This is a genomic window from Streptomyces sp. NPDC043685, from assembly GCF_056436585.1.
Map to the genome: position 1 here is coordinate 254,605 of NZ_JBWKCH010000003.1, position 16,262 is coordinate 270,866.

General features: G+C 71.4%; 15 protein-coding genes and 2 pseudogenes. 11 read left to right on the plus strand and 6 right to left on the minus strand.

Features of this window, described 5'->3' with window-relative positions; genetic code table 11:
- The first annotated feature begins 39 nt into the window (after positions 1-39).
- Positions 40-879 carry a carbohydrate ABC transporter permease gene (locus AC0665_RS10345; protein ID WP_363117029.1) on the plus strand — a complete coding sequence of 280 codons (840 nt, stop codon included), beginning with the start codon at positions 40-42 and terminating at the stop codon, positions 877-879.
- Positions 880-908: 29 nt separating this feature from the next.
- A complete protein-coding gene (locus tag AC0665_RS10350; RefSeq protein ID WP_478704801.1) occupies positions 909-2,267 on the plus strand; it encodes a GH1 family beta-glucosidase in 1,359 nt (452 codons plus the stop codon).
- 74 nt (positions 2,268-2,341) lie between these two features.
- Here the strand turns inward: AC0665_RS10350 and AC0665_RS10355 are convergent, their stop codons facing one another.
- Both AC0665_RS10355 and AC0665_RS10360 read right to left on the minus strand, forming a co-directional pair.
- Positions 2,342-2,728, minus strand: a complete 387-nt coding sequence (locus tag AC0665_RS10355) for a hypothetical protein (protein ID WP_468403773.1) — start codon at positions 2,726-2,728, stop codon at positions 2,342-2,344.
- Positions 2,729-2,756: 28 nt separating this feature from the next.
- Positions 2,757-3,398 carry a hypothetical protein gene (locus AC0665_RS10360; protein WP_478704802.1) on the minus strand — a complete coding sequence of 214 codons (642 nt, stop codon included), beginning with the start codon at positions 3,396-3,398 and terminating at the stop codon, positions 2,757-2,759.
- Positions 3,399-3,655: 257 nt separating this feature from the next.
- On the opposite strand from AC0665_RS10360, the gene AC0665_RS10365 reads away from it, so the two are divergent.
- The gene (locus AC0665_RS10365; protein ID WP_478609253.1) at positions 3,656-5,581 is read left to right on the plus strand and encodes a GmrSD restriction endonuclease domain-containing protein; all 1,926 of its coding nucleotides are present in this window, start codon (positions 3,656-3,658) and stop codon (positions 5,579-5,581) included.
- Positions 5,582-5,830: 249 nt separating this feature from the next.
- On the opposite strand, the gene AC0665_RS10370 is transcribed toward AC0665_RS10365, so the two are convergent.
- Positions 5,831-6,454, minus strand: a complete 624-nt coding sequence (locus tag AC0665_RS10370; protein WP_478704803.1) for an HD domain-containing protein — start codon at positions 6,452-6,454, stop codon at positions 5,831-5,833.
- A gap of 174 nt (positions 6,455-6,628) precedes the next feature.
- On the opposite strand from AC0665_RS10370, the gene AC0665_RS10375 reads away from it, so the two are divergent.
- Together AC0665_RS10375 and AC0665_RS10380 are read left to right on the plus strand one after the other, a co-directional pair.
- A complete protein-coding gene (locus AC0665_RS10375) occupies positions 6,629-7,171 on the plus strand; it encodes a hypothetical protein (protein ID WP_468403781.1) in 543 nt (180 codons plus the stop codon).
- 77 nt (positions 7,172-7,248) lie between these two features.
- Positions 7,249-8,115, plus strand: coding sequence for an alpha/beta fold hydrolase (locus tag AC0665_RS10380; protein WP_478609250.1), 867 nt, complete (start codon positions 7,249-7,251; stop codon positions 8,113-8,115).
- Here AC0665_RS10380 and AC0665_RS10385 read toward each other — a convergent pair.
- On the minus strand, positions 8,085-9,044 hold the full coding sequence (locus AC0665_RS10385; protein WP_478609247.1) for an ATP-binding protein: 960 nt from the start codon (positions 9,042-9,044) through the stop codon (positions 8,085-8,087). The genes AC0665_RS10380 and AC0665_RS10385 overlap by 31 nt on opposite strands.
- 70 nt (positions 9,045-9,114) lie before the next feature.
- On the opposite strand from AC0665_RS10385, the pseudogene AC0665_RS10390 reads away from it, so the two are divergent.
- Positions 9,115-9,355 (plus strand): annotated as a pseudogene (locus AC0665_RS10390) (ABC transporter substrate-binding protein); the annotation flags it as partial.
- A 119-nt stretch (positions 9,356-9,474) separates the two neighbouring features.
- Here AC0665_RS10390 and AC0665_RS10395 read toward each other — a convergent pair.
- Positions 9,475-10,236 (minus strand): CDP-alcohol phosphatidyltransferase family protein, encoded by a 762-nt coding sequence (locus tag AC0665_RS10395; protein ID WP_478704804.1) that lies wholly within the window; start codon positions 10,234-10,236, stop codon positions 9,475-9,477.
- A gap of 108 nt (positions 10,237-10,344) precedes the next feature.
- Here AC0665_RS10395 and AC0665_RS10400 point away from each other — a divergent pair, with 108 nt between their 5' ends.
- The 5 genes and pseudogenes from AC0665_RS10400 to AC0665_RS10420 all read left to right on the plus strand — a co-directional run.
- Complete coding sequence (locus tag AC0665_RS10400; protein ID WP_478704805.1) at positions 10,345-11,325, plus strand: zinc-dependent alcohol dehydrogenase; 981 nt, start codon at positions 10,345-10,347, stop codon at positions 11,323-11,325.
- Between the two features lie 112 nt (positions 11,326-11,437).
- The gene (locus AC0665_RS10405; protein ID WP_062930213.1) at positions 11,438-11,836 is read left to right on the plus strand and encodes a 6-pyruvoyl trahydropterin synthase family protein; all 399 of its coding nucleotides are present in this window, start codon (positions 11,438-11,440) and stop codon (positions 11,834-11,836) included.
- Complete coding sequence (locus AC0665_RS10410; RefSeq protein ID WP_478704806.1) at positions 11,833-13,038, plus strand: glycosyltransferase family 4 protein; 1,206 nt, start codon at positions 11,833-11,835, stop codon at positions 13,036-13,038. Before AC0665_RS10405 ends, AC0665_RS10410 begins: the two co-directional genes overlap by 4 nt.
- Positions 13,035-14,228 carry a methyltransferase domain-containing protein gene (locus AC0665_RS10415; RefSeq protein ID WP_478704807.1) on the plus strand — a complete coding sequence of 398 codons (1,194 nt, stop codon included), beginning with the start codon at positions 13,035-13,037 and terminating at the stop codon, positions 14,226-14,228. Before AC0665_RS10410 ends, AC0665_RS10415 begins: the two co-directional genes overlap by 4 nt.
- A 221-nt stretch (positions 14,229-14,449) precedes the next feature.
- Positions 14,450-15,382: pseudogene (locus AC0665_RS10420) on the plus strand (lysylphosphatidylglycerol synthase transmembrane domain-containing protein); the annotation flags it as partial.
- Positions 15,383-15,528: 146 nt separating this feature from the next.
- Here the strand turns inward: AC0665_RS10420 and AC0665_RS10425 are convergent.
- Positions 15,529-16,257: a creatininase family protein gene (locus tag AC0665_RS10425; RefSeq protein WP_363116912.1), complete on the minus strand. Its 729-nt coding sequence runs from the start codon at positions 16,255-16,257 to the stop codon at positions 15,529-15,531.
- Positions 16,258-16,262: the final 5 nt, after the last annotated feature.

Sequence of the window (16,262 nt, forward strand, 5' to 3'; positions counted from 1 at the left end):
ACGTCCCCCATGACCACGTCCTCCACGACCACGTCCCCCATGGCCCCGCCCCGCTCGTTCCTGTGGTCCCGGCGGATCTTCCTCACCCTGCTGACGGGCTTCGTGCTGGTCCCGGTGTACGTCATGGTCTCCAGCTCGCTGAAGCCCCTGGCCGACGTGACCGGCACGTTCCGCTGGCTGCCGAGCGAGCTGACCCTCCGCCCGTACATCGACATCTGGTCGACGGTCCCGCTGGCGCGCTACTTCGTCAACTCCCTGGTGGTGGCGGGCGCGGCGACGGTCTGCTCGGTCGTCATCGCGGTCTTCTCGGCCTACGCCGTCAGCCGTTACGACTTCAGGGGCAAACGCGTCTTCACCGTCACCGTGCTGTCGACGCAGATGTTCCCGGGCATCCTCTTCCTGCTCCCGCTCTTCCTTATCTACGTCAACATCGGCAACGCGACGGGCATCGCCCTGTTCGGCTCGCGCGGCGGCCTGATCCTCACCTACCTCACCTTCTCCCTGCCGTTCTCGATCTGGATGCTGATCGGCTACTTCGACTCGGTGCCGCGCGACCTGGACGAGGCGGCCCTGGTCGACGGCTGCGGCCCGCTCGGCGCGCTGTTCCGGGTCGTCGTCCCGGCGGCCGTGCCCGGCATCATCGCGGTCGCGGTCTACGCCTTCATGACCGCCTGGGGCGAGGTGCTGTTCGCGTCGGTGATGACCAACGACACCACCCGCACCCTCGCCGTCGGACTCCAGGGCTACTCCACCCTCAACGACGTGTACTGGAACCAGATCATGGCCGCCTCGCTGGTCGTCAGCGTCCCCGTGGTCGCGGGCTTCCTGCTGCTCCAGCGCTACCTCGTGGCCGGCCTGACGGCGGGTGCCGTCAAGTGACCGACTCGCCCGTTCTCGAAGGGACTTCCGTGACCATCGACCTCGCCGCACTCCCGCACGACTTCCTGTGGGGCACGGCCACCTCGGCGTACCAGATCGAGGGAGCCGTGGCGGAGGACGGCCGCTCGCCGTCGATCTGGGACACGTTCTCGCACACCCCCGGGAAGACCGCCGGCGGCGACCACGGCGATGTCGCCTGCGACCACTACCACCGCTGGCGCGAGGACATCGGCCTGATGCGCCGGCTCGGCGTGAACGCCTACCGCCTCTCGGTGGCCTGGCCGCGCGTCGTCCCGGGCGGCGACGGCCCCGTCAACCCCAAGGGCCTCGCCTTCTACGACAAGTTGATCGACGGCCTGCTGGAGGCGGGCATCACCCCGTCCGTCACCCTCTACCACTGGGACCTGCCGCAGGCGCTCCAGGACCGGGGCGGCTGGCCCGAGCGCGACACGGCCCACGCGTTCGCCGAGTACGCCTCGGTCGTCGCCGAGCGTCTCGGCGACCGCGCCACCCACTGGGCCACCCTCAACGAGCCCCTGTGCTCGGCGTGGATCGGCCACCTCGAGGGCAAGATGGCCCCCGGCCTGACGGACCTCACCGCCGCCGTCCGCGCCTCCTACCACCTGCTGCTCGGCCACGGGCTGGCAACCCGTGCGATCCGCGCGGCGGCCCCGGCGGCACAGGTCGGCATCGTCAACAACCTCTCCACCATCCACCCCGCCACCGACCGCCCCGAGGACATCACCGCCGCCCACCGCATGGACGGCCACACCAACCGCTGGTGGCTCGACCCGGTGCACGGCAGGGGCTTCCCGGCGGACATGCGCGAGCTCTACGGCGTCGAACTCCCGGAGCGGCAGGGCGACTCGGCGGCCATCGCCGCCCCGCTGGACTGGCTGGGCCTGAACTACTACTTTCCGCAGACCGTCACCGACGATCCCCAAGGCCCGGCTCCGTACGCCCGGGCCGTCCGCCGCGACGGCGTCCCGCGCACCGGCATGGACTGGGAGATCGACGCGAGCGGCATCGAGGCCCTGCTGCTGCGGCTCACCGACGACTACGGGGCCCGGCGGCTGTACGTCACGGAGAACGGCTCGGCCCACCCCGACACCGTCCGCCCCGACGGCACGGTCGACGACCCCGAGCGGCAGGACTACCTGCTGGGCCACCTCGCGGCCTGCGCGTCCGCCGCCCGCAAGGGGGCCCCGCTGGCCGGCTACTTCGCCTGGTCACTGCTGGACAACTTCGAGTGGGCGTACGGCTACGAGAAGCGGTTCGGGCTCGTGCACGTGGACTACGCGACGCAGAAGCGCACGATCAAGGGGTCGGGCCACCGGTACGCCGATGTCGTCCGGGCCCACCGGAGTCAGGCGCGCGAGGCGGCCTGAGGGGCGACCGGCCGCCGGAGCCCCTGCCCGGAGCTCCGGCGGCCCGTCGTTGCCGTCCGGCGGCGAAACCGGTGTCAGCCCGCGGACATCACTGCCCCGAGCAGCGCGGGAACGAGGACGAGGCCCGATACCCGGGTCGCTGTCTCATGGCCCCTCCGGGTGGTGAGTCTGCGCACCCCGAAGGATGCGACCAGGGCGAGCGGGAACACGGTGAGTGCCGCCTCGTCGATGCCGACGCCTCCCCCCGTGAGGCGTCCTGCCCCCACCATGGCGGCGGCACCGGCGAGGAGCGCGAGAAGGACCGACCCAGCTCCGAACCACCGCCGTTCAAGATGCTCGACGACTCCTGAGAAGCCTGCCCCGGCGCGTTTCATCCGTGCCGAACTCACCGCGGCCGCCCCGAGGACGACGAACCCGACGACGAGGAACGTCCACTGCAGAATCAAGGCAACGGTGTGCATGCTGTGCCTCCTTGTCTCAGGGCCGGGTTCACCAGCAGTGCTCGATGACCTGGTCCACACCCAGGATCTCCGCGGCGATCGCGCCGAGGCCGGTTCCGCTCTCCTCGAAGACCTCCATGATCGCCTTTTTGAAGCTCTTCTTGCCGCGCTTCTTCTTGTCCTGGATCTTCTTGACGACCTTCTTGATGCCGCCGAGCTTGTCGATCGCCTTCTTGACCTTGTAGACCTTGCCGATGGCCAGAACGTTCGAGCCGACGGCCAGCAGGATCCCGCGGGCACAACCGCCGGCACTGAACTTCATCAGCCGGATCTGCCCCTTGCCCGCCGTGTCTCCCAGACGGGCCTGAAGCCACTGCTCGCTCGCTTCCTGCCCTTGAGCGAGCACATCGTCCGGGATCTCGCTGATGAGTTGGAGAGCCTCCTCCAGACCCGCGAAAGCCGCATCCTCATCAAGGCCTTCCAGGACCTCGAGCCCGGTGTCCGCGTCTGCGACGGCGCTCACTCCCGGCGCGGGCAACGCGCTGCGCTCAGCAGCCGAGGCGGAGGCCAGCGGCGCCGCCACGCCCAACGCGACGGCTGCCGCCGTCAGCGCGGCGATATCGCGCAGCCTGGTGTTCCACCGGCCGGTCCCCTTGGCCGGGCGGTCTTCGACTATGGATGACGTGGTCACGTCTTCCCCCTGTTTGCTGTGCAGTTGTTCGGCGCACCGGTCGGGTGCGCGGGCCACACGGCGGCGCCGTCCGCTGGTCAGGCGGCCGGTGCGGTCGGTGCGACCGCAAGATCATGCAGAGGGTCGCGCGCTTCAGGCAATTCTCTTGAGGGAGATCTGAGGGAGGTCAAAGGGCGCCTCTCCCGGGCGCGGGACGGCAGACGGAGACGACAGTTATCGTGTGTGCTGTAGATCACTCGCACGGTGGGGGCGGCAGCATGGGGCTGGCAAACGACAAGATCATCTCTCAGGTCGAGAACCTGCTGCGGGGAAGTGTCGTCATTCCTTCCATCCAGCGCGACTTCGTCTGGATGAGGCCCGATGTACGCGACCTCTTCGATTCCCTCTACCGCGGCTACCCGGTCGGTGCCCTGCTGTTGTGGAAGACCAGTCTGACCGTCCCCTTCAAGACCGCTGCCGTCGTCCAGACCGACAAGTCGATGCACCAGCCTCTCTATCTGCTGGACGGGCAGCAGCGGTTGACCTCGCTCGCCTGGGTGTACCGGCCTGAGTCCAAGGCTGACGGCCGGCTCATCGATCTGCGCTTCGACGTGCGCACCGAGGAGTTCGTCAATCCGAGCGCCGTACAGCGCAAGGACCCGCTCCTGATCCCGGTATCGACGCTGCTGCAGGAAAACGTGCAGTTCTACCAGGTCCTGCACAAGGCGGGGGTGCCGTTCGACGATCCGGACTTCGACACGTGGACGCAGCGGATGCAGAAGGTGAACAACATCCGGCATCACCAGATCGCGGTCATCACCTATGAGTCCGACGACTACGAAGAGGTCGCCGAGCTCTTCGCCCGTCTGAACAAGGGCGGCCGACGGCTGTCCAAGGGCGATCTCGTGTACAGCGCCATCGCGGCCCGCTGGGCCGACGGCCTGGACACCATGGACTCCTTCCACCAGGAACTGCGGGACAGCAACTTCGCACTCAACAGGGAAGCCGTCCTGCGTCTCATGAGCCTGCTCGCGGGAACCGGAGCCCATCACATCAAGCTCATCGGAGCCGAGGTGGACGAAGCCGCGCTGAAGGAGGCCTGGCAGGACACCGAAAGGGCCCTGCGCTTCGCCATCGACTTCCTGAAGGGTGAGTGCTCGATCCCCCGGTCCGAAATCCTGTCGTCGCCGAACGTCGCGATCGTGCCCGCACTGCTGCTGCACCACCGGGACGGCAAGCTGCGTCCGGGAGAGGCCCAGCTGTTGCGCCGCTGGGTCTACACGGCGATGGCGTTCAGCCACTACTCCCTCCAGGTGGAGGGCAAGCTCGACGCCGAGGCCAGACTGGTCAAGTCACGCGAGGGTGAGGGCCTGTTCGCCGAGCTCATCCGACGGGCCTCCGGCACCAGGTCGTTGGACAGCGCCCTGCACCCGAGGGATCTGGAGCAGAAGTACTCCACGCACCCCTTCTTCAAGCTCCTTTACATCGCCGCGCTGCGGGGCACGGCACGAGACTGGGCGACCAACATCGCCATCAGTGACCAGCCGATGAACACCGGAGCCAACATCGAGTTCCACCACGTGTTCCCGCGTGCCCGGGTGCAGGGAACGTACGCGAAGGAGGAGTGGAACAGCCTCGCCAACCTGGCCTTCATCACGGGCCAGACCAACAAGATGATCTCCTCACGGCTGCCCGCCGAGTACATGGCGGAGATCGCCTCGGAACGCCTGGCGGAACAGTGGATCCCCGAAGAGCCGGAGCTGTGGTCCCTCGACCGCTTCCCCGACTTCCTGGCCGCACGCCGGCGCTTGCTGGCCAACGTCCTCAACGAGCTGCTGGGGCTTCCCCGCTACGGCACGCAGGCCGCGCACCGGGACACCGACGAGCTGCCTGCCGACGAGGAGCTGATCGCGGAGGACCCGGCCGCGCCCACGCTCGTCGGAGCGGAGATCCAGGAACTCCGCACGGAGCAGGGTGTCGAGGTCCATGCGATCTACGAAGGCCGGCGCGTCGACGCCTACTACGACCCCTCGTCCCGCGTCGTGAGAATCCCCTCCGGTCCGGGGCGTGGCGAGTACGAGACTCCGAGCGGGGCGGCGGTCGCTGTGGTGCACGCCCTCAACCCACAGGTGAATCCGAACCGCAACGGCTGGTCGTTCTGGACTGTCACGGCCACGGGGCAGTTGCTGCAGAGTATCCGGTAACAGTGGAAGCGGGCCGGACGCCTTACAGGCTCTGCGGGATCGCAGCGTAAAGGTGCTGCGTACCAGTGCGTGCATTCCAGGGCGGAGAACCACGCGCCTGAGCCGATGAAGTGGAGACCCCTGTGACCGCAGGGCCCCGTGCCCGCTCGGTACGCGAACAGTCCGGTGGCGAGGGTGGTGCTCAGGCCCAGGGTGCTGGTGCGGGTGGAACGCCCTGGGTCTTCACGCGGACCAGGTGATTCCCGGCTGCTACGCCTGAACGGCGGCCGTCGTGGGGTCTTCTCCCGCTCCGAAGCCCGGCACGGGCCCGGTGAGGTCCGGGTCCCCGAACTCCGCGCGCAGGGCCTGGAAGGCGGTCACCTTGTCCGCACCGAAGCGGCGGACGTGGGCGGCGTACTCGTCGGGGGTGAGGTACACCGACGGCCGGGACTTGGTGTGGAACTTGTCCGCGTACATCACCAGCCTCTCCTCCTCCGTCACCGCCACGTAGTCGGCGGGCGGCAGGGGCAGCCCCTGGCTCACGATGTCCTGCCGTGTGAGCCCCACTCCGGTGTGGTGGGAGCAGAAGCGGCGGAGGGTCTCGGGGAAACCCTCCGCCTGGAGGATCTCGTGGCCGAGCAGGCCGTGCCGGATGTAGTTGCGGTGGTCCAGGTGTCCGGCGTCGTCGTAGAGGCGGTAGACGCCGATGTCGTGCAGGAGGCAGCCGGCGCGGACCAGGTCGGCGTCGAGGTGGGCGAGACCGGGTGCCGCGAGAAGCTGCTCGGCGATTCCCCAGACGATCTCGCAGTGCGTGTGGACGAGGCTGAACGCCTCCGGGGTGGGCGCGTACTTCTCGTGCAGCGCTTGGATCTCTGCGGGGCCCGGAATGCTCACCGCAGGAGCGTAACAACCGCCCGTCCCGCTCGGTCGGCCAGTTCCCGCATTGCCGGTTTTCACGCGATGGGGTGGTGCCGCCGAGCAGCGGGCACGGGCCGGCTGCGCGGGCCGTTCGAGCTGGTGACGGGGACTTCTCGTCCCACCACCCTTACGACTTCATCGGAGCACACCATGGGCCTGCACTTCCATCGCAACCCCGACGGCACGACGACCGGGCGCAACGAGGCCAACGGCTTCACCGTGACGCTCGCCGACGCGGAAGAGGTCAAGCGGCAGTTGTACGAGGACGCCGGATGGGAGTACACGCCCCCACCGCCTCCGGTTCCGCCCGGGTTCCATCGGTTCTCCCTGGTGCACGAGGAGTTCCGGGCCATGGGGTTCGGGGACGAGAGGTATGCGGGGGTGCGGGCGCGTCCCCCTCGGGGGTGCGTGCCGGTCGACCGGGGGTGCTTCGTCCTGGAGTGCGAGCGGCCGGGGAAGACGCTCATGGACGCGGTCGCCGGTACCGTCGCGGAGGTCCGCCGGGAGCACGGGCTGGTGATGAACAGCCTGGGTGTCGAGAGGCCCCAGGAATGGTTCGACGCGGAGAACAAGGACGGTCACGCGGCGAAGATCGCGGCACACCTGGTGCTGATGGCGGCCGACCGCGCCAGACTGCTCGGTTACGGGCGCAAGGACGTGGTCCGGCTGCTCGACGCCACGGGGATCGAGTAGCCGGAGAGACCGGTCACCGGCCTCCGGCGGTGGAAATCCGGTTGTCCGGGGCGCCGTCGGCTGACAGGGTCGCGCGCATGCCCGCCTTCTCCGCTCCTGACGGCACCACCCTCGCCTACCACGTCACGGGGGAGGGGCCACCGCTGGTCTGCCTGCCCGGTGGGCCCATGCAGGACTCCGTCTATCTGGGGGACCTGGGTGGGCTGACGGCGCACCGCACCCTGATCCGGCTGGATCTGCGGGGCACGGGGCGGTCCGCGGTGCCGAGTGACACGGCGTCCTACCGCTGCGACCGGCTGGTCGGCGATGTCGAGGCGCTGCGGGCGGAACTGGGCCTGGAGCGGATGGACCTGCTCGGTCACTCCGCCGGGGCGAATTTGGCCGTGCTGTACGCGGCCCGCCATCCCCAGCGGGTGGGGCGGCTCGCGCTCGTCACGCCCAGCGTGTTCGCCGTCGGCCTCGACATCACGGCCGAGGACCGGCTGGAGACGGCCCGACTGCGCCGGGACGAACCGTGGTTCGCACCGGCGTACGCGTCCCTGGAGGCGATCACCTCCGGCCGTGCCGCCCCCACCGACTGGGACGCCGTCGCGCCCTTCTGGTTCGGCCGCTGGGACGAGGAGGCCCGGGCGTTCCGCGCCGCGGAGCAGGAGCAGCGCAACGGCGAGGCCGCGGCCCTGTACGCCTCGGAGGGTGCCTTCGACCCCGGCGCGACGCGTGCCGCTCTCGCCGCGTCGCCCTCGTCGGTGCTCGTCGTCGCGGGGGAGTACGACATCGCCGCGCCGGTGCGCGTGATGAAGGAGTACGCCGGGTTGTTCCGGCGCGCCGAACTCGTCGTGCTGAGCGGGGCGGGGCACTTCCCGTGGCGGGACGGGGCGCAGGCGTTCGTGACGGCCCTGGCGGGGTTCTCGGATCAGGTGCCCGATCCGCTGCCCGGGATGTAATCCGGGTCCACCTGCGCCGCGAGGTCCTGGCTCGTCCGCGCGTCCGCCCAGGCGTGGACGTTGCGCAGGTGGAACTCGACCGCGTGGCGGTGGAGCCGGTCCCAGTCGCGCGGCAGGGAGTCGACCGTGTCGCGCAGGACCGTGAGGGCGTGGCGGTTGTGCGGCTCCAGCGACGCCAGCGCGTCCGGGCCGGACTCGGTACGGCCCTGCTCGGCCGCGCGCACCCAGGGGGAGTGCACCAGGTGGGTCAGCAGGTCGTCGCCCACCTGCTCCTTGAGGAAGAGCAGGTCGTCCTCGCAGGTGACCTTGTTGCCGACGACCGCGACACGGATGCCGAACTGCTCGGCGTGGTCACGGTACTGGCGGTACACCGAGACGCCCTTGCGGGTGGGTTCGGCCACCAGGAACGTGATGTCGAAGCGGGTGAACAGCCCCGAGGCGAAGGCGTCCGCGCCCGCCGTCATGTCGACCACGACGTACTCGCCGGGGCCGTCCAGCAGGTGCCCGAGGTAGAGCTCCACCGCGCCGAGCTTGGAGTGGTAGCAGGCCACGCCCAGGTCCGACTCGTCGAACTCGCCCGTGACCATCAGCGGGACGCCGCCCGCCCGGCCGACGTGCCGCGCGTGCAGCTCGTCGTCGCCCAGCGGTCGGAGCAGGCGGGAACCGCGGCCCGGCGGGGTCGTCTTGATCATCGCCTCGGGGGAGGCGATGCGGGGGTTCGTGCCGCGAAGGCAGGCCTTGATGTCGGCCAGGTGCGCGCCCAGGGGAGGCGCGGACACCTCCGCACCGCCGAGCGCCTCGGCGAGGTGCTGGTTGATGTCGCCGTCGATGGCGAGGACCGGGGCGCCGGAGCATGCCAGGTGGCGGGAGAAGAGCGCCGACAAGGTGGTCTTGCCGCTGCCGCCCTTGCCGACGAACGCGACCCTCACGACCGCTCCACCTTTTTGAAAATGGATGTCATGTGGCTAGGTTTAGGGAGTGCTCCCCACCGGTGTCAAATCGCTTACTCCGTACGGGAACCGGCCCGAGCTGCCCGAGGTCGCCCAGGTCGTGCAACAGCAGCTCGAGAGGGCGGGCTTCAGGGTGCGACTGGAGGTGCGTGAGTACGCGCGGCTGGAGAGGGACGCGCTCGCCGGGACGTTCCACGCGTTCATCGGCGCCCGCAACAGCCTCCTGGACACCGGCGACCCCGTCGGCATCCTCGCCGGCGACTACACCTGCGACGGCGGCTACCGCGTCTGTGACCTCGACCGGCCGTGCTGTCCGGCCGATCCGTCAGCTCCAGTGGTACCGGGCGCGTTGACGGTCGTAGTCGCCGAACGCCAAGGCTGCTCACCGGCCCCCGTCCCGCAGGAGGCGTCAGCCCGCGACGAGTTCCCGCACCTGCCGTGCGACCGGGGTCTTCACGACCCGCGAGGTGCGGTACAGCCACAGCACGTCCCGCCCGAACGACCACACCAGCAGACCCAGTGCCAGGGTCGCGACCCCGAAGTTGGCGGCGTACGGCAGGAGATCGGCGCCCGCGAGGAGCAGCAGCACGCCCTGGAGCGCGGCGACGGTCTTGCGGGCGGTGCTCGGCGGGAGCGCGGCCGTCAGCCAGGGCCAGACGCGGGCGGCGGCCACGAAGACGTACCGCATGCCGCCGATCAGCAGCACCCACGGGCCCAGGGCCATCGACACGTACACGCTCAGCACCAGGATGAGGAACGCGTCGACCTCCATGTCGAAGCGCGCCCCGAGCGGGGTCGAGGTGCCGGTGCGGCGGGCCACCTTGCCGTCGACGCCGTCGAGGATCAGCGCCACCGCCGTCAGGCCGACGAACAGCGACACGGGCGGTGAGCTCTGGAAGGAGTCGGCGACCAGCGCGGTGACCCCGCCGACCAGGGTGGCCCGGCCGAGGGTGACCCGGTTCGCCGGCCCGAAGGAGCGCGACCGGGAGCGGTGCAGGGCCCGGGAGAGCACCGCCCAGGTGGCGAACGCGAACGCGAGGCCGGTCAGCCAGCCCGCCGGCCCCATCCCGATCGCCGTGCCGATCAGGGCCAGCAGCAGCAGCTGCACGCCCGCCCCCAGGGCGGTCTCCTGCTGGACGAGCCTCGCGTCGTACGTGTTGTTCAGGGCCACCGAACACCCTCCGGCCGTGTGACAGAGTCGATCAACGCCGCTACGTTGTGCGCGGCCTGTGCACCCCTCGGTACGCAAGCGGCTTCCCGATCGTTCAGGAGGACTTCGATGAAGGACACGGCACGTGCGTTCTGGATCGACTCGCCCGGGCAGGGCGCCGTCCGGGACGTCGACCTGCCGGTGCCCGGCGCGGACGAGGTGCTGGTCCGCACGCTGTTCTCCGGCGTCAGCCGCGGCACCGAGACGCTCGTCTTCCGCGGCGGTGTGCCCGTCAGCCAGCACACGGCCATGCGCGCGCCGTTCCAGGAAGGCGACTTCCCGGGCCCCGTGAAGTACGGCTACCTCAACGTCGGCGTGGTGGAGGAGGGGCCCCGGGAGCTCACCGGCCGCACGGTGTTCTGCCTCTACCCGCACCAGACCCGCTACGTCGTCCCGGCCTCAGCGGTCACCCCCGTCCCGGACACCGTGCCCGCCGAACGGGCCGTGCTCGCCGGGACCGTGGAGACCGCCGTGAACGCCCTGTGGGACGCCGCGCCCCTGATCGGCGACCGCATCGCCGTGGTCGGCGGCGGCATGGTCGGCTGCTCGGTCGCCGCCCTCCTCGCCCGCTTCCCCGGCGTCCACGTCCAGCTCGTCGACGCCGACCCGTCCCGCGCGAAGATCGCCGAGGCGCTCGGTGTCGGCTTCGCCACCCCCCAGGACGCCGACGGGGACCGCGACCTGGTCGTGCACGCCAGCGCCACGGAGGCGGGACTCGCACGGTCCCTCGAACTCCTCACCGCCGAGGGCACCGTCCTCGAACTGAGCTGGTACGGCGACCGGAAGGTCAGCCTTCCGCTCGGCGAGGCCTTCCACTCCCGGCGGCTGGTCATCCGCAGCAGCCAGGTCGGCACCGTCTCCCCGGCCCGCCCCCACCGCACCTACGCCGACCGGCTCGCGGTCGCCCTGGACCTGCTCGCCGATCCCGCGCTCGACGCCCTCATCACCGGTGAGTCCCCCTTCGAGGACCTGCCGGACGTGCTGCCCAGGCTCGTCTCGGGCGACATCCCCGCACTGTGCCACCGCGTCCGTTACGACGAGAGCGCCTGACCTGAGAAAAGACGTACGGAAGGCTGAACAAGGGAAGGGAAGGAGCCGTACTACTCGGCATCCCCGGCACCCGGAGCGGGGAGCAGACGCGCCGCACCTGGAGGGTCGTCCGTTGTTCAGCATCACCGTCCGCGATCACATCATGATCGCCCACAGCTTCCGTGGCGACGTCTTCGGACCTGCCCAGCGCCTCCACGGCGCCACGTTCCTGGTGGACGCCACGTTCCGGCGCGAACAGCTGGACGACGACAACATCGTCGTCGACATCGGGCTGGCCACCCAGGAACTGGGCGCGGTCGTCAGCGAGCTGAACTACCGCAACCTCGACAACGAGCCCGACTTCGCCGGAGTCAACACCTCCACGGAGTTCCTCGCCAAGGTCATCGCCGACCGGCTCGCCGAGCGCATCCACAAGGGGGCGCTGGGCGAGGGCGCCAAGGGCATCGCGGGCCTCACGGTCACCCTGCACGAGTCGCACATCGCCTGGGCGAGTTACGAGCGTGCGCTGTGACCGACACGACGATCGAACGGCCCGGGCAGCCCGGGCCGGCGCCGGCACGGCTGAATTATGTTCCCGTGCAGCACGCCTCTCTGAAGAACGCCGAGATCATCCCCATGTCCCTGCGCACCGTGCACTTCGTGCTGCCGGGCGGCGTCGACGACCCGGCGGCACCCAGCGGTGGCAACGCCTACGACCGGCGCGTGTGCCTGGACCTGCCCGGCTTCGGCTGGCAGGTGACCAAGCACGCCGTGGCCGGTGACTGGCCCCGGCCGGGCACAGCCGCCCGAACGGAACTCGCCCGCACCCTGAGCGCCCTGCCCGACGGGGCCGTGGTCCTGCTCGACGGACTGGTGGCCTGCGGTGTGCCGGAGGTCGTGGTGCCCGAGGCGGAACGGCTGCGGATGGCCGTCCTCGTCCACCTGCCGCTCGGCGACGAGACCGGCCTCGACGCGGCCGTGGCCGCCGAACTGGACGCCAGGGAACGGACGGTGCTGCGCGCGGTGCCGGCGGTGATCGCCACCAGCGACTGGGCGGTCCGCCGTCTGGTCTCCCACCACGGCCTGCCCCCCGAGCGGGTCCATGTCGCCGCCCCCGGCGCCGACATCGCGCCGCTCGCCCCCGGCACCGACGGCGTGTCGCGCCTGCTGTGCGTGGCCGCCGTGACCCCGCGCAAGGGCCAGCACCGGCTGGTCGAGGCGCTGGCCAGGGTGGCCGACCTGCCGTGGAGCTGCGTGTGCGTCGGCGGGCTGACCCAGGACCCCGAATACGTCGCCCATCTGCGGTCGCTCATCGCCGAGCACGGACTCCAGGACCGGCTGGAGCTGGCCGGGCCCAAGTCCGGCGCCGCGCTGGACGCCAGCTACGCCACCGCCGACCTGATGGTCCTCACCTCCTACGCCGAGACGTACGGCATGGCGGTGACCGAGGCCCTGGCACGGGGCATCCCGGTGCTGGCCACCGACGTCGGCGGGGTGCCGGAAGCGGTCGGCCGCGCGCCCGACGGCGGAGTGCCCGGCATCCTCGTCCCGCCGGAGAACCCCGCCGCCATCGCCGCCGAACTGCGCGGCTGGTTCGGCGAGGCGGACGTACGACGCCGGCTGAAGGCCGCCGCCCGCGGGCGCCGCGCCGCCCTCGGCGGCTGGGCGACGACCGCACAGAGCCTGGCGGCGGTCCTGCGCCGGCTCACCACCGAACCCCGGAGGGCCGCATGACCAACCCGGCGACGACGACTCAGCAGGGCGGGGCGATTCCGGCGCAACCCGGGCCGAGGGAGGCCACGATGGCACAGGGTGCGATACCGGGCGCGCACCCGGGACCGGTGCGGGCCGCGGCGGGCAGGCCGGGCACGGTCCCCGGTGGGCCGGACGCGCGGGTGCGGGCCGCGGACGCCGTGCTCCCGGGCGGCAGGCCCGGGCCGGGGCAGGCCGGTGACGCCGTGAGGCCGGGACCGGGCTCCGGTGCCGCGTCCACCCCCGGTCAGGTCTCCGGCGCGGTCATCCCCGGTGCCGGTCCGAGCGGCAGGCCCGGCGCGCGGCCGACCGTGAAGCTGCGCGAGGCCGACCCCGAGGATCCGCCCCGGTACGCGCCGGAGTGGCTGGAGTTGCGGGAGCCGGCCGATGCCGCCGCCCGGGCGCACGACCTGCTCGACCCGCTGCGGATCCGGCTCGCCAACCTGCCGGGCAAGTCCGGTGGCGTCGTCATCCACGACCTGGGCTGCGGCACCGGCTCGATGGGCCGCTGGCTCGCGCCCCGCCTCGACGGCGCCCAGCACTGGGTGCTGCACGACCGTGACCCCTACCTGCTGCACTTCGCCGCCGTCGCCTCCCCGCGCTCGGCCGCCGACGGCAGCCGGGTCACGGTGGAGACGCGGCGTGGTGACATCGCCCGCCTCACCCCGGACGCCCTGCACGGCGCGTCCCTGGTCACGGCGTCCGCCCTGCTGGACGTCCTCACCCGCGAGGAGATCGACACCTTCGCGGCCGCGTGCGCCGGAGCCGGCTGCCCCGCCCTGCTGACGCTGTCCGTCGCCGGGCGGGTGGAACTGACCCCGCCCCACCCGCTGGACGCGGAGATCGCCGAGGCGTTCAACGCCCACCAGCGCCGCGACGGCCTGCTCGGGCCCGACGCGGTCACGGTGGCGGCCGAGGCGTTCTCCGAGCACGGCGCGACGGTACGGCTGCATCCCAGCCCCTGGCGGCTCGGCCCGGACCAGGCCGCGCTCACCGAGCAGTGGCTGCGCGGCTGGGTCGGCGCGGCCGTCGAGGAGCGGCCCGAACTGCGGGCCGAAGCCGACGCCTACCTGTCCGACCGTGTGGCCCAGTGCGCCGCGGGCGAGTTGCGCGTCATCGTTCACCACGTCGACCTCCTCGCCCTGTCCCGCCCGGCGGGCGGAGCGTCATGAGCCTCCAGGCGACGGGACCGCGTCCGCGCACGCTCCGGCCGTCCACCACCGGCGCGGGTGCGGCCGCGGCGGCCGGAGCGGCGGTTACGGTCCGGGCCGGGGTGATCGTGCCGCTCCCGGCCCCGGACGGCACAAGCGGTCCCGCCGCCCCCGGCCGGCTGTCCGCAACCCCCACACCGGACTCGGCCCCGGAGGGCAACGGCTCTGACGGCGCCGGGCCGATGGGCGCCGTCCTGACCGAGCCGACCGCCCCCGCTGCCTCCTCGGCCGTCCTGACCGAGCCGGCCGCCCCCGCTGCCTCCTCGCCCCGCCCGATCCGTACGGCCCTGGCTCGCCTAGGTTCCGCCCGGGTCCGTACGCACCTGGGAACCCTCGCCGGTGTCGCCATCCTCAGCGTGCTGTTCTGGCGGCTCGGGACCGGTGTGTTCCTGGACGGGCTGCGGCGGATCGACGGGATGTCGGTGCTGCTCGCGCTCGGGATCGGTCTCGTCACCACCGTGTGCAGCGCGTGGCGGTGGGCGATCGTGGCCCGGGGGCTCAGGATCCGGCTGCCGTTCGGGCCGGCCGTCGCCGACTACTACCGCGCGCTGTTCCTGAACGCGGCCCTGCCCGGAGGCGTCCTCGGCGATGTGCACCGGGCCGTGCGCCATGGGCGGAGCGAGGGCGACCTGCGGCGGGGCGTGAAGGCCGTCGTCCTCGAACGGGCCGCGGGCCAGCTGGCGTTGTTCGCCGTCGGGGCCGTGGTCCTGCTGACCATGCCGTCCCCGGTGCTGACCCAGGCGCGGCACATCGCGGTGCCCGTGGGCCTGGCCGCCCTGGGCGCGCTCGCCGTCGTCCTGGCCCTGCGCATGAACCGTTCGGCACCCTCTGCCCGCGGTCGCAGGCTGCGCGCCGTCCTCACCGAAGCCCGTGAGGGGCTGCTGTCACGGGAGAACGGGCCCGCGGTGGTTGTCTCCTCCGTGGTGGTGCTGGCAGGTTACGTCGCGATGTTCGTACTCGCCGCCCGGGTCGCCGGGACCGCCGCCTCCGTGGCCGTCCTGCTCCCCCTCGCGGTCCTCGCCCTGCTGGCGATGGGCCTGCCGCTGAACGTCGGCGGCTGGGGCCCCCGAGAGGGCGTCACCGCCTGGGCGTTCGGCGCCGCCGGCCTGGGAGCCGGCCGGGGCCTGGCCGTCGCGGTCGTCTACGGGGTGCTCAGCCTCGTGGCCAGCCTGCCCGGCCTGATCGTGCTCGTGGCCCGCTGGTACGCGGGCCTGCGGGCCGGGGCCCGGGTCGCTCCCGAGGCCCCGGAGCCCCAGGGCGACTACGCGTCGGAGGTCAGGATCGAGAAATACGCCCCGAAGGAATCCGCGAGGCTCGCCAGGAGTTCCTTCCCCTTTTCCGCCGAACCCAGTGAAGGACGCCCGATGACACCGGAATCGGTATAGCCGGACATGCCGAGGGTGAGCAGATGACGCCGGTCGTCAGCGACGAAATCGGATGTCTCGTAACCGGGTCGGAGCATTTCGGGATGAGCATGCAGAAGGATGGAGGTCTCGATTTCCCCCGCGTGCATGTCGGTGAGCAGCGAGGTGACCACACCCGCCCGCTCGCGCGCCGCCTCCCAGTCCTCCGCGGCCGGGAAGAGCGCCATCCGCTCGCCGCGCGCGGAGGACTCCTGCACCACGTTGCCCAGTACGTAGTTGCCGCCGTGCCCGTTGACCACCACCAGGGCCTCGACGCCGGACCGGCGCAGCGACGCCGCGATGTCCCGTACCACCGCATGAAGGGTCACCGAGGAGATGCTGACGGTCCCCGGCCAGGCCGCGTGCTCGTGCGAGCACGAGATCGTCACCGGAGGAAGGAGGTGCACCGGGTACGCGCCGGCTATCTCCCGCGCGACGGCACAGGCGACGAGCGTGTCGGTCGCCAGCGGGAGGTACGGGCCGTGTTGCTCGAAGCTCCCCACGGGAAGCACCGCGACCTGCCGTGAGACACCGGAGCCCCGCGTCCGTACGTCTTCCGTGGTGTCCGCCGGCACCAGATCACTCATAACGT

Excerpts from the sequence above, each read along its gene's own strand:
- AC0665_RS10415 (WP_478704807.1), top strand. The coding sequence starts at position 13,035 with ATGACCAACCCGGCGACGACGACTCAGCAGGGCGGGGCGATTCCGGCG.
- AC0665_RS10425 (WP_363116912.1), bottom strand. The coding sequence starts at position 16,257 with ATGAGTGATCTGGTGCCGGCGGACACCACGGAAGACGTACGGACGCGG.
- AC0665_RS10345 (WP_363117029.1), top strand. The coding sequence starts at position 40 with ATGGCCCCGCCCCGCTCGTTCCTGTGGTCCCGGCGGATCTTCCTCACC.
- AC0665_RS10380 (WP_478609250.1), top strand. The coding sequence starts at position 7,249 with ATGCCCGCCTTCTCCGCTCCTGACGGCACCACCCTCGCCTACCACGTC.
- AC0665_RS10365 (WP_478609253.1), top strand. The coding sequence starts at position 3,656 with ATGGGGCTGGCAAACGACAAGATCATCTCTCAGGTCGAGAACCTGCTG.
- AC0665_RS10375 (WP_468403781.1), top strand. The coding sequence starts at position 6,629 with ATGGGCCTGCACTTCCATCGCAACCCCGACGGCACGACGACCGGGCGC.
- AC0665_RS10355 (WP_468403773.1), bottom strand. The coding sequence starts at position 2,728 with ATGCACACCGTTGCCTTGATTCTGCAGTGGACGTTCCTCGTCGTCGGG.
- AC0665_RS10400 (WP_478704805.1), top strand. The coding sequence starts at position 10,345 with ATGAAGGACACGGCACGTGCGTTCTGGATCGACTCGCCCGGGCAGGGC.